The 18,019-nt window shown below is 61.2% G+C and carries 19 protein-coding genes; 8 read left to right on the forward strand and 11 right to left on the reverse strand.

Annotation, left to right across the window (positions count from 1 at the left end; translation table 11 throughout):
* Nucleotides 1-66 precede the first annotated feature (66 nt).
* The 8 genes from P2T68_RS25700 (at nt 67) to P2T68_RS25735 (ending at nt 6,946) form a co-directional block, all read left to right on the forward strand.
* Nucleotides 67-489, forward strand: coding sequence for a RidA family protein (locus tag P2T68_RS25700; RefSeq protein WP_024076555.1), 423 nt, complete (start codon nt 67-69; stop codon nt 487-489).
* Entirely contained in the window at nt 486-1,466 is a 981-nt protein-coding gene (locus P2T68_RS25705; RefSeq protein WP_102623651.1) for an NAD(P)H-quinone oxidoreductase, read from the forward strand. Before P2T68_RS25700 ends, P2T68_RS25705 begins: the two co-directional genes overlap by 4 nt.
* Nucleotides 1,467-1,479: 13 nt before the next feature.
* On the forward strand, nt 1,480-1,920 hold the full coding sequence (locus P2T68_RS25710; RefSeq protein ID WP_069076166.1) for a type II 3-dehydroquinate dehydratase: 441 nt from the start codon (nt 1,480-1,482) through the stop codon (nt 1,918-1,920).
* A gap of 101 nt (nt 1,921-2,021) precedes the next feature.
* On the forward strand, nt 2,022-3,272 hold the full coding sequence (locus P2T68_RS25715; protein ID WP_024076558.1) for an NAD(P)/FAD-dependent oxidoreductase: 1,251 nt from the start codon (nt 2,022-2,024) through the stop codon (nt 3,270-3,272).
* A 357-nt stretch (nt 3,273-3,629) separates the two neighbouring features.
* Complete coding sequence (locus P2T68_RS25720; RefSeq protein ID WP_277378460.1) at nt 3,630-4,394, forward strand: hypothetical protein; 765 nt, start codon at nt 3,630-3,632, stop codon at nt 4,392-4,394.
* Between the two features lie 29 nt (nt 4,395-4,423).
* Complete coding sequence (locus P2T68_RS25725; protein WP_277378461.1) at nt 4,424-4,861, forward strand: hypothetical protein; 438 nt, start codon at nt 4,424-4,426, stop codon at nt 4,859-4,861.
* Between the two features lie 97 nt (nt 4,862-4,958).
* On the forward strand, nt 4,959-5,624 hold the full coding sequence (locus tag P2T68_RS25730) for a response regulator transcription factor (RefSeq protein WP_150296195.1): 666 nt from the start codon (nt 4,959-4,961) through the stop codon (nt 5,622-5,624).
* Nucleotides 5,600-6,946 (forward strand): ATP-binding protein, encoded by a 1,347-nt coding sequence (locus P2T68_RS25735; RefSeq protein WP_277378462.1) that lies wholly within the window; start codon nt 5,600-5,602, stop codon nt 6,944-6,946. The genes P2T68_RS25730 and P2T68_RS25735 overlap by 25 nt, the downstream gene beginning before the upstream one ends.
* Nucleotides 6,947-6,962: 16 nt before the next feature.
* Here the strand turns inward: P2T68_RS25735 and P2T68_RS25740 are convergent, their stop codons facing one another.
* From P2T68_RS25740 to P2T68_RS25790, 11 genes are all read right to left on the reverse strand, one after another.
* Entirely contained in the window at nt 6,963-8,042 is a 1,080-nt protein-coding gene (locus tag P2T68_RS25740; RefSeq protein ID WP_024076559.1) for a chemotaxis response regulator protein-glutamate methylesterase, read from the reverse strand.
* Nucleotides 8,035-8,538, reverse strand: coding sequence for a chemoreceptor glutamine deamidase CheD (gene cheD / locus P2T68_RS25745; RefSeq protein WP_024076560.1), 504 nt, complete (start codon nt 8,536-8,538; stop codon nt 8,035-8,037). The genes P2T68_RS25740 and cheD overlap by 8 nt, the downstream gene beginning before the upstream one ends.
* Nucleotides 8,535-9,344 carry a protein-glutamate O-methyltransferase CheR gene (locus tag P2T68_RS25750; RefSeq protein ID WP_024076561.1) on the reverse strand — a complete coding sequence of 270 codons (810 nt, stop codon included), beginning with the start codon at nt 9,342-9,344 and terminating at the stop codon, nt 8,535-8,537. The genes cheD and P2T68_RS25750 overlap by 4 nt, the downstream gene beginning before the upstream one ends.
* 9 nt (nt 9,345-9,353) lie before the next feature.
* Nucleotides 9,354-9,893, reverse strand: coding sequence for a chemotaxis protein CheW (locus P2T68_RS25755; RefSeq protein ID WP_024076562.1), 540 nt, complete (start codon nt 9,891-9,893; stop codon nt 9,354-9,356).
* A 36-nt stretch (nt 9,894-9,929) separates the two neighbouring features.
* Nucleotides 9,930-11,588, reverse strand: coding sequence for a methyl-accepting chemotaxis protein (locus tag P2T68_RS25760; RefSeq protein WP_024076563.1), 1,659 nt, complete (start codon nt 11,586-11,588; stop codon nt 9,930-9,932).
* Nucleotides 11,589-11,617: 29 nt separating this feature from the next.
* On the reverse strand, nt 11,618-13,651 hold the full coding sequence (locus tag P2T68_RS25765; protein WP_277378463.1) for a chemotaxis protein CheA: 2,034 nt from the start codon (nt 13,649-13,651) through the stop codon (nt 11,618-11,620).
* Nucleotides 13,652-13,692: 41 nt separating this feature from the next.
* Nucleotides 13,693-13,980, reverse strand: a complete 288-nt coding sequence (locus P2T68_RS25770; protein ID WP_024076565.1) for an STAS domain-containing protein — start codon at nt 13,978-13,980, stop codon at nt 13,693-13,695.
* A gap of 23 nt (nt 13,981-14,003) precedes the next feature.
* Nucleotides 14,004-14,372, reverse strand: a complete 369-nt coding sequence (locus P2T68_RS25775; RefSeq protein ID WP_024076566.1) for a response regulator — start codon at nt 14,370-14,372, stop codon at nt 14,004-14,006.
* Nucleotides 14,373-14,381: 9 nt separating this feature from the next.
* The gene (locus tag P2T68_RS25780; protein ID WP_024076567.1) at nt 14,382-15,596 is read right to left on the reverse strand and encodes a methyl-accepting chemotaxis protein; all 1,215 of its coding nucleotides are present in this window, start codon (nt 15,594-15,596) and stop codon (nt 14,382-14,384) included.
* Nucleotides 15,597-15,878: 282 nt separating this feature from the next.
* Entirely contained in the window at nt 15,879-17,225 is a 1,347-nt protein-coding gene (locus tag P2T68_RS25785) for a hypothetical protein (protein ID WP_277378464.1), read from the reverse strand.
* Between the two features lie 107 nt (nt 17,226-17,332).
* The gene (locus P2T68_RS25790) at nt 17,333-17,839 is read right to left on the reverse strand and encodes a hypothetical protein (RefSeq protein WP_193689607.1); all 507 of its coding nucleotides are present in this window, start codon (nt 17,837-17,839) and stop codon (nt 17,333-17,335) included.
* Nucleotides 17,840-18,019: the final 180 nt, after the last annotated feature.

Consider the following 18,019-nt stretch of genomic DNA (forward strand, 5'->3'; position numbering starts at 1 on the left):
GCTGGTTTCGCGAGAACGGAGGCGATGTGAAGCTGAACTCATCCCGCTTGCGATGAGTTACCTGCTATGCCGACCCACACCCGTATCCGCATGTTCAATACCAAAGAGACCTACCCCAACCAGGCGCTGGACAACGACCTGTGCCAGGCCGTGCGCGCTGGCAATACCATCTACGTGCGCGGCCAGATCGGCACCGACTTCGACGGCAACCTGGTCGGCCTCGGCGACCCGCGCGCCCAGGCCGAACAGGCGATGAAAAACGTCAAGCAACTGTTGGAAGAAGCCGGTTCCGACCTGTCGCACATCGTCAAGACCACCACCTATTTGATCGACCCGCGCTACCGCGAGCCGGTGTACCAGGAGGTTGGCAAATGGCTCAAGGGCGTGTTCCCGATTTCCACCGGGCTGGTGATTTCCGGCCTGGGCCAGCCCGAGTGGCTGATGGAGATCGATGTGATCGCCGTGGTGCCGGACGATTGGACCGTATGAACGCGGTGATCGCCCGCGAGCCCGGTGGGCCAGAGGTGTTGCAGTTAGTGCAACGCCCGGTGCCGTCGCCCCAGCCTGGCGAAGTGCTGATTCGTGTCGCGGCCGCGGGTGTCAACCGCCCGGACCTGATGCAACGCAGCGGCTTGCCGACACCGCCCGGTGTCACCGACGTACTGGGCCTGGAAGCGGCAGGCATCGTGGTCGCACGGGGTTGCGATGTGGACGAATTTGCCGTGGGCGATCGCGTGATGGCGCTGCTCAACGGCGGTGGCTACGCCGAGTACTGTGTGGCCGAGGCGGCGCACTGCCTGCCGGTACCCGTGGGCGTGTCACTGCACCACGCCGCCGGCATACCGGAGGCCGCGTTTACGGTATGGCACCACCTGTTTGAACTGGGGCGCCTGCGCAGTGGCGACAGCGTGCTGATCCACGGCGCCGCCAGTGGCGTCGGCAGCTTCGCCGTGCAGTGCGCCCAGGCTGCCGGTGCGCGGGTGATCGCCACCGCTGGCGGCGCGCAGAAAGTCGCGATGCTGCAAGCGCTCGGCGTTTGGCGCGCGCTCGACCGCCACACGGAAGACTTCGTCCGGGTGGTGCAGGACTGCACCGAAGATCGCGGCGTGGACGTGGTCCTGGATAACGTCGGTGGCCCCTACGTGGCGCGCAACCTGGCGGCGCTGGCGATGGGGGGACGGCATGTGAGCCTGTCGTTCCTGCAAGGCGCGCACATCGAGCTGGACCTGGGCCTGTTGATGCGCAAAAGCCTGAGCCTCACCTCATCGTCCCTACGCCCTAAAAGCCACGCCGAAAAAGCCCGCCTGGCGGTGTGCATCCGCTCCCGCGTTTTGCCCTGGCTGGCGTCCGGCCTGGTCAGCCCGCAGCTGCATGCGCAAATCCCCCTCGCCCAGGCTGCCGAAGCTCATCGGCTGCTGGAAGCCAACGCCAATGTCGGCAAAGTCGTGCTGAGCGTCGCGCACTAAGCAGGAGAACCCCATGCCCCACACCGTGTATTTCCTCAATGGGCCCAACGCCAACCTGTATGGGTTGGATAGCAACGGCACCTACGGCAATGAGAGTTTTGCCAGCATCGAAGCACGCTGCCAACGCCACGCCGCCGAACTGGGCTTGAGCCTGGACTTTCGCCAGAGCAACCACGAAGGCGTGCTGGTGGACTGGATTCAAGAAGCGCGCCTGCACGCTGACGCCCTTGTGATCAACGCCGCCGGGCTGAGCTACAGCTCGGTGCCGATCCTCGACGCGCTGCTGGCCTTCGACGGCCCGATCATCGAAGCGCACATGAGCAATATCTGGAAGCGCGAACGCTTCCGGCATCACTCCTACCTCTCCAAGGCCGCCACCGGCGTCATCGCCGGGCTCGGGGCGTTGGGTTACGAACTGGCACTTACCGCCGTGGCCGAGTTGCTCAAGCCTTGAATGCGCACTCGAAAACACAGCAGCTCCCCGCGGGCGTTCGACAACGCTCGCATCGGAACGTCGGCGTCGCTGATAAACCTCTCACTTTCCAGGAAACGCACATGTCAGTAGAAACCATCAACACCCTGGTCGTCGGCGCAGGCCAGGCCGGTGTCGCCATGAGCGAACACCTGTCCCTGATGGGCGTGCCGCATATCGTGCTGGAACGCCACCGCATCGCCGAACGTTGGCGTTCGGAGCGCTGGGACTCGCTGGTCGCCAATGGCCCGGCCTGGCACGACCGCTTCCCCGGCCTGACGTTCGAAGGCATTTCCCCCGAAGCCTTCCCGCCCAAGGAGCGCATGGCTGACTACTTCGAAGCGTACGTCGAGCGGTTACAGGCGCCCGTGCGCACCGGCGTAGAAGTGCACCAAGTGGAGCGCCATGTCGGCCGCCCCGGCTTCAAAGTCACCACCTCGGCCGGCGTGATCGAGGCTGCCAACGTGGTGGCCGCCACCGGCCCGTTCCAACGCCCCGCCATCCCGAACATCGTCCCCGCCACCGCACCGCTGCACCAACTGCACTCCTCCACCTATAAAAACCCCGGCCAACTGCCCGAAGGCGCCGTCCTGGTAGTCGGTGCCGGCGCCTCCGGCGCGCAAATCGCCGAAGAACTGCAAAAGGCCGGCAAGACCGTGTACCTCTCGGTCGGCGAACACTACCGCCCTCCCCGCGCCTACCGCGGCCGCGACTACTGCTGGTGGCTCGGCGCCCTAGGCCTGTGGGACGAAGTCAAAATCCAGCCGAAGAAAAAACACGTCGCCTTCGCCGTCAGCGGCTACGAAGGGGGCAAGACCGTCGACTTCCGGCGCCTGGCGCACCAAGGCATCCATCTGGTGGGCGTCACCCAGGGCTGGAACGACGGCATCATGACCTTCCAACCCGGCCTGGCCGAGAACGTGGCCGAGGGGGATCGTGCGTATTTTGACGTCCTGCGTGAGGCGGATGCCTATATCGAGTCGAACGGCCTGGCATTTCCACCGGAACCCGAAGCCTGGAAGCTGCTGCCCGACCCGGCATGCCTGATTAACCCGACCCTCAGCCTGAACCTGGCCGAAGCCGGCGTGACCACGATCCTCTGGGCCACTGGCTTCACGTTTGATTTCGGCTGGTTGAAGGTGGATGCATTCGACGAGAACGGCGAGCCGTTCCACAAACGCGGGATCTCGGCGCAGAGCGGCATCTACTTCCTGGGCCTGCCAAACCTGGTGAACCGCGCATCGTCGTTTATCTATGGGGTTTGGCATGACGCGAAGTACCTGGCCGATCACATCGTGTTGCAGAACGAGTACATGGCCTACAAGAAGCCTTAAAGGTGGCCCGGTCGCTGACAACTCAGTGATCGGGTTCAGTAGCCCGAGTGAAAACATCACTTCTGTGGCGAGCGAGCTTGCCCTAATGCCGTTCAGTTAAGGCTTTTTTTGTAGGAGCGAGCTTGCTCGCGAAAAACGTCAACGATAACGCGTGTGTCCTGAATGAACGCGGCGCCTGTGGTTTTTTCGCGAGCAAGCTCGCTCCTACAAAAGACGACGTAGGCTTAACTGAACGGCATTAGGGCAAGCGGGCTTGCCACAACAGCCCTATCTGCCCCCCCTCAGTCTCAGCTAAGTATCCGTGCGTATCTTCCCCTCCACGCAAGTTCAGCGCAGATCAGGAGAGGCTACCCACACATGAATCACGTCAAAGCCGGATGGCTCAATAAAGTGCCCGAGGTCACGCTGTCGTTTTGGTTGATCAAGATTCTGTCGACGACCGTGGGCGAAACCGGTGCGGACTTCCTGGCCGTCGATGCCGGTTTGGGTGCGGGCTGGACCAGCATTGGCATGGCGCTGCTACTGGCGTGCGCGGTGTTTTTGCAAATGCGCAAAACCGCTTATTCGCCGTGGATCTACTGGTTGACCGTGGTGCTGGTGAGCATCGTTGGCACGCAGATCACCGACATCATGACCGACATGCTCGACATCAGCCTGTACGTCAGCACGGCGGTCTTCTCCGTCCTGTTGGCCACCAATTTCCTGCTGTGGTACCGCGTGGAGCACAGCCTGTCGATTCGTGAAATCGACACGCCGCGACGTGAGTTTTTTTACTGGTCCACCGTGCTCTGCACCTTTGCCCTTGGCACCGCCGCCGGGGACCTGGCCACTGAAGCGCTGGGGCTGGGGTTCACCCTCGGCGCGGTGATTTTCGGCGCACTGATCGCGGCAACACTGCTGGCCTGGCGCCGGGGTGCCAATGTCGTGCTGACGTTCTGGATCGCTTACATCCTCACTCGCCCGTTCGGTGCCTCCCTCGGTGACTTGCTGACCCAAGCCAAGACCTACGGTGGCTTGGGCATGGGCGCCGCGTGGACCAGCGCCATCTTCCTGACGGTCATCGTGCTGTTGGTGGCAGTCGCGCAAGTCAGCGTGGCCAACCGTAAACCTGTCATTCAATAACCCTTCAGACCTCGACCAAAGGAATCATCATGCCCGCCTTTCAAACGGCTCTTCGCCACGTAGCAATCGTCGCGTCCCTGGTACTGTTCGGCAGCTTGGCCGGCTGCTCGAAACCCGCCGACAAACCCAGCACCGGTACACCAACTACCTCGATGAGCGCGCCTGCCCAGTCGGGCTCAAAGCTGGGTGACCTGAGTGAGTTCCGGGCCATCGCCGCCGATGTCAGCGCGCTCGTCGAGAAAAACGACCTGCCCGCGGCCAAGGCGCGCATCAAGGACCTGGAGACCACCTGGGACTCCGCCGAAGCCGGCATCAAACCTCGCGCCGCCAGCGACTGGCATGTACTGGACAAGGCCATCGATCGAGCGCTCGACGCCCTTCGCGCCAGCACGCCAAAGCCAAACGAATGCAAGGCGGCAATGGACGATTTGCTCAGCGCCTTCGACGCGATGAAAGGCAAACCGTGAGGCCGCGAGGAATCGGCGGCGGACAATCCCCGGCTCAGATGCTTCAATACAGGTGCGGCGGTCGCGACCGTCGCACCTTTCCTTATCGGAGCGCAGCATGCGGATTCTGCTGGTTGAAGATGACCTGATGATTGGCGAGGCCATCCAGGCCGTGCTGAACGACGCGAGCTACGCCACCGACTGGGTGAAAAATGGCCTGACCGCCTTGGCGGCTCTGGATACCCAAAGCTATGACCTTGTACTGCTCGACCTCGGGCTTCCCGGCAAAGACGGGCTCGACGTGCTGGATGCCATTCGCGCGCGTAACAACGCGGTGCCCTTGATCATCATCACCGCACGGGACGCTCTCGATGATCGTTTGCGGGGCCTGGATGGCGGCGCCGACGACTTCCTGCTCAAACCCTTCCCGATGGCCGAATTGCTGGCGCGCATGCGTGCGGTATTGCGCCGTCGTGGCGGCAACGCGCAATCGCTACTGGATAACGGAGAGGTCTCGTTGAATCTCGTCTCGAAGCAGGCCACCACGGCCGAGACCCGCGACGTCCAACTCTCCAATAGAGAATTCGCGCTTTTACAGGCCCTGTTGATAAGACCTGGCGCCATCCTCTCGCGGAGCGAACTGGAGGACCGTATCTACGGCTGGGGCAATGAAGTGGAAAGCAATGCAGTGGAGTTTCTGATCCATGCATTGCGACGAAAACTGGGGAGCCATGTCATCAAAAACGTCAGGGGGATGGGATGGATGGTTTCAAAAGGCGCTTGAGAGACTCGGTCCAGCTAAGGCTTTCGATCACGCTGTCGCTGGCCATCCTGATCGTCGCATTGGTGGCCGGGGCATTCGCGTTTACCTCCGCGCTCGATGAGGCACACGAAATGCAGGACGACGCTCTGCGCCAAGTGGCCGCGCTGTTTGATCGACAACACATGACGCTGCAGTATCCCAGCGCAGAACAAGCCGCAGGCGAAGATGAAGACGCCAGGATCATCGTGCAGTACCTGGCCGATAGCGAGCACGCGCCCAGCAATAATGACAACGCCATACCCTTGCCCTTTCCGACGACGCTGGCCGATGGTTTGTCGACCTTGACGATCGCGGGCGAAGCCTTTCGGGTACTGGTCAAAACGACTGCGGCAGGCCAACGAATCGTGGTTGCCCAGGAGGCAGACGTGCGTGACAAGGAAGCGCGCGAAAGCGCCTGGCGCAGTCTGTTGCCCTTCCTCATTCTCTTTCCGGTGCTGTTGCTGGTGGTGGGTGACCTGGTGCGCAAGCTGTTCAGACCGATTGCAACGCTGTCGGCCGAAATCGATCAGCGCGACAAGCAGGCTTTGCATCCTATTGACGAACATCACCTGCCGACAGAGATCCGGCCTTTCGTGGTGGCGATCAACCGGTTGCTCAAGCGTGTCGAGCAGGCGATGGAAACACAGCGTCGTTTCATTGCCGACGCCGCCCACGAATTGCGGTCGCCGATGACGGCACTATCCCTGCAAGCGGAACGGTTGAAGGCTACGCCACTGTCGGCCACCGCCCAGGAACGTTTTTTGCCATTGGCCGAGGGGATCGAGCGCAACCGAAAACTGATCGAACAACTGCTGGCCTTGGCCTCTGCACAATCGCTGACCGCTCGACCACAAGCCTGCGTGTCAGTCCATGCAGTGTTTCGCCAGGTGCTGGAAGACTTGCTGCCCTTGGCCGAACACAAGGGCATTGATATCGGGGTTGAAAGCCTGGCCGATGTTCAAGTCGTCATCAACGAAATGGAGATGTTCATCCTCCTCAAGAACCTGGTCGACAACGCCATTCGCTATACCCCTGCGGCGGGCCGTGTCGACCTTAAGGTCACTGCGCAACGGAAGACCGTCCTTATCGAGGTCACGGACTCCGGGCCGGGCATCGCCGTTGCAGAACAACGGCTTGTATTCGACCCGTTCTACCGCAGCCTGGGAACCCATGAATCCGGTTCCGGGTTGGGCTTATCCATCGTCATGGCGATCGTGGAGCGTATCGGAGCGCGTATCCAACTGGGTTTTGCCGATGAAGCGAAGCAGAGCGGGTTACGTGTTTCTGTCTGGATCACACGTTGACCGCTGGCGTTCACCTTCACTTGTACAAGATCGCCTGATGAATGTCCTCCAGCGCCATGATGCGCTGGGCGGCGTTGAGCTTGATCGCCTCCTTGGGCATGCCGAACACCACGCAACTGGCCTCGTCCTGGGCCACGGTGGCGGCTCCGGCCTCGAGCATCTCCTTGAGCCCGCGTGCGCCGTCGTCGCCCATGCCGGTCATGATGATGCCGGTGGCATTCCTGCCGGCGAACTTGGCCACCGAGCGAAACAGCACATCCACTGACGGCCGATGCCGGTTGACCAGCGGCCCGTCGATCACCTGGGCGTGATAATAGGCACCACTGCGGGTAACCATCAGGTGTTTGCCGCCAGGCGCGATCAAGGCCAGGCCGGGCAGGATGCGGTCGTTGTTGCGCGCCTCGCGTACCTCGATCTCGCAGACGCTGTTGAGGCGCTCGGCAAAGGAGGCGGTGAATTTCTCGGGCATGTGCTGCACGATCACCATGCCGGGGCACACCCTCGGCAATGCTGTCAGCACCGCCTCCAGTGCCTGGGTACCGCCGGTGGAGGTGCCAATGGCGACGATACGTTCCGTGGTCTGTGCCATGGCGTGGCCATTGGCGGGCAGGATCGCATCCGCACTGAGCTTGCTGGGCGGGGCCAGTGACGGCGCCGGGCTGGCGGCGCGCTTTCCCAGGTTCTTGACGTTGGAGTTCGCCGCGGCACGGATCGCGGCCACCAACTCGGCCGCCGACTCGATCAGGAAACTCTTCAGCCCGGTCGTGGGCTTGGTGATGATTTCCACGGCACCGGCCGACAGCGCTTGCAGGGAGGTCTCCGCGCCTTTCTGGGTCAGCGAGGAACAGATCACCACCGGCGTCGGCCGCTCGCTCATGATTTTCTTCAGAAAGGTGATGCCGTCCATGCGCGGCATTTCCACGTCCAGTACGATCACATCCGGCCATTCCCGGGCGAGTTTGTCCATGGCAAAGATCGGGTCAGAGGCGGCACCCATCACGTGGATATCCGGTGTATCGCTGAGAATCGCCAGCAGCACCTGGCGTACTACGGCCGAGTCATCGACCAGCAGCACACTGATTTTTTTGTTAGGCATTTTGTTGAAGTGTTCCCATTGGTTGGTGCCGAACCCAGACGTTGCCGTTCCACAGGTCGAACATGATCGTGCGGTAACCGGTACTGCCCATGTCCTGGGCCGCCAAGTGCAGGTGATAGCGCTCGGCCAAGGCCAGCGCCGCGCGAATATTCAGGCTGGCCACGTCCTGCGTCGGCCGCTGGCGTTGCTGTTCGGGAAACATCCTGCCGCCACCGAACAGCTTGACCTGGTAATCCTGTGCCTGCGTGCCATTGAGGTGGGCGTGTTGCACCAGCAGTTCCAGGGCCTCATCGGCATACTTGCCGTCCAGGGACTGATGGTTGCGCAAGCGCCCCGGCAGCATGAAGTGGCACATGCCGCCGATCTGCCGTTGCGGGTGCCAAAAGGTGATAGCTACGCAGGAACCGAGCAAAGTGCGCAGGCGCGTCGGCCGCGTCGCAAAGCTGACCTGCCCAGGTGCCAATACCACTTCGGCCACGCCGACAGGCTTTTTCATGGCTTGCGGTAAATCGACGGTGCCACCAGCTTCAAGGTGTCATTCACACCGTGGAGGCTTTCCGAATGACTGATGATGAAGTAACCGCCGGGCTTGAGCAGCGGCAACAGGCGCGCAACCACCTGGCTCTTGGTCGGCTGGTCGAAATAAATCATCACGTTGCGCAGGAAGATCACCTCGAACTCGCCGAGTGCGGGCAGCGCTTCGTTGAGGTTGACCTGGACAAAATTGACCCGGTTACGCAAGGTCTTGTCGATCAGGAAGGTGCCTTCCTGGCGACCAATGCCCTTGAGGCAGTACTTGGTCAGCAGCGGCTGGGGCAGCGTCTCGGTGCGCTCCATGGTGTAATGACCACTGCGCGCCTTGGCCAGCATCTGGGTACTGATGTCCGAACCGACCACTTCCCAGGGGGTGGTGCCCAGGCTCTCGGCCAGGGTCATCGCCAGGCTGTAGGGTTCTTCGCCCGAGGAGCTGGCCGCACTCCACACACGAAACACCTTGCCCGGCACGACCTTGGGCAGCACCTGTTGACGCAGGAAGTCGAAGTGCTTGGGCTCACGGAAAAAATAGGTTTCGTTGGTGGTCAGCAAATCCAGGGCAACCTGCAGTTCGCCCGTGCGTTGGTCATTCATGATCAGCTTGAAATACTCACCATAGCTCTGCAGCTCATAGTGCTTGAGACGCTTGAACAGGCGCCCGGCCACCAGGGCTTTCTTGGCCGGCGACAGGTTGATGCCGGCAGCGCGGTACAGCCAGGATTGGAACTGGCCGAATTCACGATCGTCGATAACGGCGGTGTCTGGCATGGTCGGGCCTCAACGCAGGTCAAGGTCGAGAGCCGGCGCCTGGCCGCCCTCGGCGAGGCTGGACATCTCATCGATGGACAGCACCTTGTCCACCTCCAACACAATCACGAACTTGCCGTCGACCTTGGCCATGCCACTGATGAAATCGGCGCGAATCCGCGCGCCGAAGCTGGGCGGCGGCTCGATCTGCGTGGCGGGGATCTCCTGCACGGCAGACACCGTATCGACCAGCAGCCCGATGTCCTGGGGCTGGCCATCTTCGGTACTCGCCTCGATGATGATCACGCAGGAACGCCGGGTGATCGCCGAATTGGCCCGGCCGAAGCGCGCCGACAAATCGACCACCGGCACTACCGCGCCACGCAGGTTGATCACCCCGCGCACGAAGGCGGGCATCATCGGCACCACGGTCAGGCTGCCGTATTCGATAATTTCCTTGATCCCCAGAATGCCGAGGGCAAACATTTCGCCGCCAAGCATAAAGGTCAGGTATTGCGCGTCCTCGTCCACCGCAACCGCGGCATGCCGAGTCGTCATCACTGCGCCCATGTCATTCTCCCTGTAGGCCCGCATCGATTCTTGTGATCAGAAGCGGGTGAATTCCGATTCGTCCGGGGCACTGGCCATGCTGTAGGCGAAGGCCTTGCGCGGCGCCTGTGGTTTCGGGCGTGGCGGTTGACGGTTGGGCTTGCTGCCAGGGCTGTCCACGCTGCTGCTTTGAACCGCGGCCTTGGGCGTTGAATCCAGCACGAAGAAGCTCATGGCCTGTTGCAGTTGCTCGGCCTGGCTGCTCATTTCTTCGGCGGTGGCGGCCAGTTCCTCGCTGCTTGAAGCATTCTGCTGGGTCACTTGGTTGAGCTGGGTCATCGCCGTATTGATCTGCGCGACACCTGCGGCCTGTTCCTCGGACGCGGCGCTGATTTCCTGCACGAGGTCGGAAGTCTTGTTGATCGAGGGCACCATTTCGTCAAGCAACTTGCCGGCCTTCTCGGCCATGTCCACGCTGCTGGAGGACAGTTCGCCAATTTCCTGGGCGGCGACCTGGCTGCGTTCGGCCAGCTTGCGCACTTCGGCCGCCACCACGGCGAACCCCTTGCCATGCTCACCGGCCCGAGCGGCCTCGATGGCGGCATTGAGGGCGAGCAGGTTGGTCTGGTAGGCGATGTCATCGATGATGCTGATGCGCTGGGCGATTTTCTTCATCGCCACCACCGTCTGCTGTACCGATTCGCCGCCCTCGGTGGCTTCCTTGGCGGCCTTGCTGGCCATGCCGTCGGTGACCTTGGCGTTTTCAGTGTTCTGGTTGATGCTGGCGCTCATCTGCTCGACCGATGCACTGGTTTCCTCGACGCTGGCGGCCTGTTCACTGGTGGCCTGGCTCATCGATTGCGCAGTGGCGCTGACCTCCTCGGAAGCGCTGGCCAGGTTATCGGCGGCGTTGCGTACTTCACCGATGATATGTGCCAGCTTGCCGACCATGTTGCGCATGGCGTTGAGCACCATGCCGGTTTCATCTTTGGCACCCGGCTCGATGTGGGCGTTGAGGTTGCCTTCGGCCAATTGCTCGGCGGCAGTCGCGGCTTGCTTCAACGGACGGGAAATGATCCGCGCAATGAACATCGCCAGGCCCAGGCCAATCAACAAGGCGGCGATCAGCACCGCGATGATCGACACGCGTGCGCTTTCGTACAGCGCCGCGCCCTTGTCACCCGCAATGGTCGCCCCGCCGTCGTTGAGCTCGACCATTTTCTGCAAGCGGCTGGTCACTTCATCGAAATGCTCCTTGGACTCGCCCCTGAGCAAACCGCGCGCCTGGGCTTCCTGATTCTGCCGGGACAGCTCGAGCAACTGCTTGCTGGTCGCCAGGTAGGAGGCCCAGGCGCTTTTCACGCTGGCCAGGAGCTGACGGTCTTCATCGTTGGACAACAACTGCTCATAGGTCCCGAGGCGGGTTTCGAACTGTTGGCGCGAGTCCACGGCCTCACGTTCAGCCTGGGCCTTTTCCTCGGCAATCTCGGTACCGATGTGGCGGTTTTCTTTCAAGCGGTAGTTGGCGGCAAAAAAACGCATGCCGGCCGCTGCGCGCATGGAGGGCATCCAGTTGCCCTTGATGTCCTGGGCCGCCTGGTTGACCGCACCGAGCTGGTGGATGGCGAAGCCGCCCATGGCGGCGGTAAGCGCCAGGACCACCAGGAACGAGCTGATCAACTTGGTGGAAATCTTAAGATCGTAGAACCATTTCATCGGGGAACCTCCATGGAGTTGCGAATACGTCAGCGAGCGACGGCCGGTGGCGATTGAGGCACCTGGGTCGTGCGGGCTTCCAGTTGTACGATTTGGTTGAGCAGTGCCGGTATATCCAGGATCAGGGCCACCGCGCCGCTGCCCAATATGGTCGAGCCGCTGATGCCGCGCAGTGCGCCAAACAACTTGCCCAGGGGTTTGATCACGGTCTGGAACTCCCCGAGCAGCTCATCGACCACCAGCCCGGCCTTGTGCTCGGCGTAGCGCACCACCACCACATTCTGGCGGCGCGAGGCGGGGCCTTCGTGGCTGAAGTGGTCGCGCAGGTCCACCAGCGGCAACACTTCACCACGTAGGTCCAGGTAGCCCTTGTCGCGGCTGGACTGGCGCTGGCGCTCATCCAGTTCGATGCATTCCTGGACCATGTCCAGCGGAATCACATAAGTGGACTGGTCGATGCCCACCAGGAACCCATTGATGATCGCCAACGTCAGCGGCAGGCGGATGCGCACCACGGTGCCCTGGCCGGGGCGGCTGTCCAGGTCGACGGTGCCGCGCAACAGGGTGATATTGCGCTTGACCACGTCCATGCCCACGCCACGCCCGGAGAGATTGGTCACGGCCTCGGCGGTGGAGAAACCCGCTTCGAAGATCAGGTTGTAGATCTCCTGGTCGGTGAGCACCGCGCCGCTGGCCACCAGCCCGCGCTCCTGGGCTTTGGCCAGGATGCGTTCACGGTTGAGCCCGGCGCCGTCGTCGGCGATTTCAATGACGATGCTCCCCGAGTCATGGTACGCATTGAGGCTCAAATGGCCTTTGGCCGACTTACCGGCCGCACGCCGGGCATCGGCGCTTTCGATACCGTGGTCCATGGCGTTGCGCAGCAGGTGCATCAGTGGGTCGCCGATTTTCTCGACAACCGTCTTGTCCAGTTCGGTTTCCGCGCCGCTGATGATCAGTTCGATGTCCTTGCCCAGCTCCTGGCTGATATCGCGCACCACGCGGCGGAAGCGGTTGAACGTGTCGCCGATGGGGATCATGCGCAAGTGCAGGGCGCCATCGAGGATCTCTTCCACCAACCCCGATACCGTCGAGGTGGCCTCTTGCAGAGGGTCGTTGTTACAGGAGCGGGCCAGCAGGCTCGCGCCGGCACTGGCAATCACCAGCTCGCCGACCAGGTTGATCAACTCGTCGAGCTTGTCGGCGTTGACCCGCACGTAATTACCGTCCCGGGGTTTCGCCTCGCTGGCTGCCGGCTGGCGCTGCGCCGAAGCCGTCATGGCGCCTTGCTCTGCCGCCGTGACCTGTTCGCTGCCCAGGCCGCTGTCGGGCGTGTGATCGACGGCAACGATGTGCACTTCACAATCGTCACGCACGAAGTCGAACACTTCGTTGAGGGTGGCGTGGCTGGCTGTCGAGCGCAGGTCGATCTCGAAACCCAGGTAGCAGCTCTCCGGGTCCCAGCTTTCCAAGGCCGGGATGCTATCGGTGAGGATCGTGACCTGCATCATCTGCCCCAAGGTCTCGAGGTAACGCAGAAACGACAGCGGGTCCATGCCATTGCGGAACACATCCGCGCCGAAGCGCAGGGAGATGTGCCACAGCACGTCGGTGGGAGTGCCTGTGCAGGCCGCGGCGGTTTCGACGCGTTGGGCCGGGGTGCCAGGTGCCTGATACGTGCTCAGCGCCTCGCGCAATGCCGCTTCACGTTCCAGGGCCTCGGGCTGCAACGTTTCGCCCCGATGGGCGACGACGTCGATCAACTCGAGCATATGGTCGCCGCACTTGAGCAACATCGCGATCAGCGTGGCATCGACCGCCACACTGCCGTCGCGCAGGCGGTCGAGTACGTCCTCGACAATATGCGTAAAACTCACGACAGGCTCCAGGCCGAACAGGCCGGCGGAACCCTTGATGGTGTGGGCAGCACGGAAAATCGCGCCAATGGCATCCTGGTCGCCGGGCTCGCTTTCCAGTTGCAGCAAGGATTGCTCCATGGCTTGCAACAGCTCGCGCGCCTCGACGATGAATGTCTGCTGTGCCTGATCGAGATTGATGCTCACCTGAACTTTCCTTGTCGATCAATGAACGTGGATGGCGCTGACTACAAGACCGCGCCGCGACACAGTTGGAGTGCCTGCGTGACCGCCTGGCTCTGGCCGATCACGCTCAAGGCTGTGCCGGCGATGCCGGCTTCACGCTGGATGACCGCGAGCAACTGCAGGCCGGCGCCATCCAGTTCCGTGACCTGCGACAGGTCCAGTGCCATGCGTGGCGTCGCGCCCAGCTGCGGCAGCAGCGCGCCCGCCAGTTCGGCGACGGTGTAGATCGTCAGTTCGCCGTCAATGCACACGCGGGTGGTGTCATCGAACGTTTCATGGGTGATGGGCATGGGAGCCTCCCTGGCGCCGGGTGTCAGGGCAGAATCAGTTTTGAGACCGCTGCCAGCATCTGTGCCGGCTGGAACGGCTTGACCACCCAAGCCTTGGCGCCAGCGGCCTGGCCCTCGGCCTTCTTCGATTCCTGGGACTCGGTGGTCAGCATGATGATCGGGGTGAACTTGTAGTTGGCCAGCTTCTTGACCTCCTTGACGAAGGTGATGCCGTCCATGTTGGGCATGTTTACGTCGCTGATGATCAGGTGCACCTTCTGCCCGGTGAGCTTGCCCAGGGCATCCCGGCCGTCGCACGCTTCGATCACGTCGTAACCGGCGCTTTTCAAGGCAATGCCGACCACTTGCCGCACACTGCTGGAGTCGTCGACCACTAATACATTCTTCGCCATGAGGTGCTCCTAAAAGAAGGTAATGTCTTGAGAATTCTGCTGCACGGCCGCTTCGCCATGATGGATGCGCCGTTGCTCGTCGGTGGCATAAGTGGCTTCCATGCGCGCCAGCCACTGCCGGGCGTCGACGGCGACCGCCTGGTCGGGGGCCTGGCTGGCCTGCAGGAGGTGGTCATGCAAGGCGTGCATGTTGTCTCGCACGTGGCTGAGGATCTGGCTGACCCGGTCCTGGAATTGCAGGTTGACCAGCACCTCGGTCATCTCATCACGAATGCCGTAGCTTTCCTGCTTGAGCAGGTCGGCGGACTCGGCCAGGCGCCCGGTGATGTTCTGGAAGCGCTCGAGCACCACTTGAATGCTGTTTTCGGATGCCGCCACCGAGTGGCTGTCCTGGTCGGCGCTGCTGGACGCGGCCTGTACCAGTTGGGTAATGGCGTTATTGATGATGTCGACCTTGGCCGACATCTGTTGGCCGGTTTCACTGGATTTGCTCGACAGGCTGCGCACCGCATCGGCCACCACGGCGAAGCCACGACCGGCTTCGCCAGCCCGCGCCGCCTCGATGGCCGCGTTGAGCGCCAGCAGGTTGGTTTGCGCGGCAATCGCCGCCACGTCGGCGGCCATGGTGCGCAGTTCACCGGTATAGGCGGTGAGGCTACGGACCTGGGCCAGGGTTTGGTCACGGCTGCTTTGGGTCGCCTTGAGCGAATTGATCACCTGGCTCAGCTCACTGTCGCTGCGCGCCAGCACCTCAAGCGCGCCGTCGGCGGCCTGGCCATCCAGCTCACCCGCAGCGTGCTGCGAGGCTTGTACCGTTTCCTGCAACCGTGCGGCAATGCCGGTAAAACGGTTGGCCAGGCTCACAATGGCTTCTTCGGTCTGATGGCGCGAGCTTTCCACCTGCTTGGCCCAGATCGGCATGGCGCCCAGCAACACTTCATCAAGCTGTGCCCGCGCGGCCATGCCGTTATGTGCCGCGTCCGCGTCGGCCTGATCCGCCTGCGCACGCGCAATGGCTCGCCGCGTGGCGTCACGCTGCGAACCCGCGCTCCAGGCACAGGCACCGAAGCCGATCAACACCAGTACCGCGCAGGCCGCCAGGTTGGCCGCAGAAGTTGATTGCACCAGTATCCACACGACGGCGGGCAGGACCGGGATGAAAGCAAACCAGCGAAAACGCGGATGACCGGTAGGGGAAATGCGGCTGGCTTGACGCTGGGTCATGAGTTCGATCCTTGAACGTTGTTGCGGATATAAACGACATAGGGTTTATCTGCCCAGTACAGAACAACTTTAGACACCTTATGTGCCTTCCGTCTGATTTATGACCAACGGATGAACGTCCACGGTGTTCAGTCCCGCTGAAGCTGCGCCTTTCGAATCGCTGCCGTTAACGTCCGCTCATGACGTTGAGAAGCCTCGGGGGCTGGCTACGCCGCGCTCTTGCGCCATTGCCCCCCAACCGGCGGTGATAGAGGACCGCCATTGACCGTCTTCACCCAAGCCTCAAGGTTTGAACCCCCTCATCAATTTGAACAGATGGCCGGGCCAGATCCATCGTGCGTTGGGCTGGTCGCGGGTGTCTGCGAGGGCGTCGAAGGCATTGCGATTGGGCGCCGTATCCACAGGGGCATTCAGGGTAGAGGGCGGCGACGCTTGATCATCAGGGGCTTTGGCTGGCTTGCTCATCCGGCCGGTGACCGGGTCGATGCTATAACCAGCCGCCTTGCCTTTTTCGGTCAGGCCCCATACGCCATTAACGATACCCGAGAGTGCTTCGGAGGGCGGCAGCCTTATGGACTTGTCCGTGGTGCGAACAATGTGATCCTCGATCCGGACTCGCGTGTAGGTGGCGAACTCGCTGCCCAGCGGCGGTTGCTGATCGCCCTCGCTGGAGAACTTGTTCACCATCTTCTCCAGGAACGGTATCCCCCCGATGTTCATGAACGCCCCATGGTCTGGATGCAGGATGTATCGCAAAAAACCCTGGTCGATACGGGTACTGTTGATCGCCGAACCATTGAGGACGCGTGAGGCGATTGCAGCGTCTTCCGGCTTGAAATCGAAAGTCACTCGATACCGCTCCGCGTCATAGCCGGTGTTGCCCCCCAAGAGCTGGCGGCCATCGCTGTGATGACGATAGGTGCCGAGTGTCATGGCCAATGCATCGACATAAACCAAATCCACTCCCTGCGCCTGCGCATAAGCATACATATCCGCGAACAAGGCACGATCCTCGCGGTTAAGGAAAAGGTTAGGGTTTAGGGTGCCATTGAAGCGGGTAAACGGTGGTTTGGCGACCGGTGGCTCGGTGTTGCTACCAAACAGGCGCGAAATCATGAGGTCACGGTGGGAATTGGACTTGGCCGGCGCAGGAGGCTCCATCGATCGCAGCTCTTCCCATGCGGCACGTCGCTCATTGAGGGTGAAAGGCCCGCCGTCGTCGTGGGCAATCAGCTGGAGTTGATCGCGTGTGAGGCCCTTGAACGGGTTGGTATCAGAACCGTTGACGAAGCCGGTCGCTTGTCGAGCCCGTGCCAGGAGATCCGGGTTATCGGTAGAGGGAACCTGCGCGTCGTGCCGCGCTTTGTTGGCGAGGTACTGATCGCCGGTAATCGAGTCGAGCAGGCTGATATCGTTTTGGCCGATGCGGGTTTCGGCACGCGTTGCGGCTTCACTCAATTGCTGAGCCAGGATTGAGACTGAGCTGAAGGTGCCACTATCGGTTGCTGAACCATAGGTATCGGGTTTGACTTCATCGCCTGGCGACACCGAAGAGCGAGGCGTGGTGTTGACTGAGCTGTTTGCCACGGGGTTGTAAGCCGACGGTGCGGCAGGATTGATAATGACCATGAGCATTCACCTTGGCTTGGGAAAACAGCAACGGTGCGATGAAAAGTCTATTGTCAAAACTGGAAAGCAACCCGCAGCCAAATAGGCTGCGAGTACTTTTTGTTTTATTAATATCGATATCGGAATGTCACTGAGTCGGTGCCGGCAGGATTCACATAACGTGGTGTCCCCCCTAGTACACTATGGTAGATGATGACTCGTGAGCCATGACCAAAGGCCTGAGTATTGAAGTCTGACAGCGTTCCGGATGAATTTGGAAAGATAGTTCTACATTCCTCTTGGGCGCTGAAGGGGCGGGAATAACATAACTTCACATCTTCCTTGGTACCCTGAGGATAGTAGGTCGTAGTCCATTTAATCTCTAACAACTGTTTGGGATCAATGAGTGTACCTTGGGGAATATCCGCAGCCAAAACATTGAAACTCGCAAGCCCGACGCCTGGCTGGGTGTCAGAGTTAGATAAAACAAGAACGGGGTTGGGCGCTGCTGTTTTAGTAATAGCGTTTTCTGCCGCAAAAGCAGTCCCATGAGTAGACGTTACAAAAACCGCTAACAAAGCGAGCAACGTTCGTCTTTGAGTAATACCGCGCGCCCATACAATCGTGCCTTTCATAATCATCACCCTAGAGTCAGTTATTAACATGTCAGGTTCAAATCAATCCAGCTGTAAGCATCACGCCCCTACCATTGCACGATTTAATAACCGTAGAAAGCCAAGCACTTCCTAAAAACACGAAGGACAGCACTGTCATACATGAAAGTAGGAATTCGTAAGTAACTTCCTAGTCCCGCC

The organism is Pseudomonas sp. G11, from assembly GCF_029457515.1.
Lineage (GTDB): Bacteria > Pseudomonadota > Gammaproteobacteria > Pseudomonadales > Pseudomonadaceae > Aquipseudomonas > Aquipseudomonas gorinensis.

Bases quoted from the DNA above. Each gene is read 5' to 3' on its own strand.
- P2T68_RS25755 (WP_024076562.1), bottom strand. From the start codon at position 9,893: ATGGGCGCAGTGATGACGACTCGGCATGCCGCGGTTGCGGTGGACGAG.
- P2T68_RS25735 (WP_277378462.1), top strand. From the start codon at position 5,600: ATGGATGGTTTCAAAAGGCGCTTGAGAGACTCGGTCCAGCTAAGGCTT.
- P2T68_RS25790 (WP_193689607.1), bottom strand. From the start codon at position 17,839: ATGAAAGGCACGATTGTATGGGCGCGCGGTATTACTCAAAGACGAACG.
- P2T68_RS25750 (WP_024076561.1), bottom strand. From the start codon at position 9,344: ATGCCAGACACCGCCGTTATCGACGATCGTGAATTCGGCCAGTTCCAA.
- cheD (WP_024076560.1), bottom strand. From the start codon at position 8,538: ATGAAAAAGCCTGTCGGCGTGGCCGAAGTGGTATTGGCACCTGGGCAG.
- P2T68_RS25740 (WP_024076559.1), bottom strand. From the start codon at position 8,042: ATGCCTAACAAAAAAATCAGTGTGCTGCTGGTCGATGACTCGGCCGTA.
- P2T68_RS25700 (WP_024076555.1), top strand. From the start codon at position 67: ATGCCGACCCACACCCGTATCCGCATGTTCAATACCAAAGAGACCTAC.
- P2T68_RS25720 (WP_277378460.1), top strand. From the start codon at position 3,630: ATGAATCACGTCAAAGCCGGATGGCTCAATAAAGTGCCCGAGGTCACG.
- P2T68_RS25730 (WP_150296195.1), top strand. From the start codon at position 4,959: ATGCGGATTCTGCTGGTTGAAGATGACCTGATGATTGGCGAGGCCATC.
- P2T68_RS25780 (WP_024076567.1), bottom strand. From the start codon at position 15,596: ATGACCCAGCGTCAAGCCAGCCGCATTTCCCCTACCGGTCATCCGCGT.
- P2T68_RS25785 (WP_277378464.1), bottom strand. From the start codon at position 17,225: ATGGTCATTATCAATCCTGCCGCACCGTCGGCTTACAACCCCGTGGCA.
- P2T68_RS25725 (WP_277378461.1), top strand. From the start codon at position 4,424: ATGCCCGCCTTTCAAACGGCTCTTCGCCACGTAGCAATCGTCGCGTCC.
- P2T68_RS25775 (WP_024076566.1), bottom strand. From the start codon at position 14,372: ATGGCGAAGAATGTATTAGTGGTCGACGACTCCAGCAGTGTGCGGCAA.
- P2T68_RS25760 (WP_024076563.1), bottom strand. From the start codon at position 11,588: ATGAAATGGTTCTACGATCTTAAGATTTCCACCAAGTTGATCAGCTCG.
- P2T68_RS25705 (WP_102623651.1), top strand. From the start codon at position 486: ATGAACGCGGTGATCGCCCGCGAGCCCGGTGGGCCAGAGGTGTTGCAG.
- P2T68_RS25710 (WP_069076166.1), top strand. From the start codon at position 1,480: ATGCCCCACACCGTGTATTTCCTCAATGGGCCCAACGCCAACCTGTAT.
- P2T68_RS25715 (WP_024076558.1), top strand. From the start codon at position 2,022: ATGTCAGTAGAAACCATCAACACCCTGGTCGTCGGCGCAGGCCAGGCC.
- P2T68_RS25770 (WP_024076565.1), bottom strand. From the start codon at position 13,980: ATGCCCATCACCCATGAAACGTTCGATGACACCACCCGCGTGTGCATT.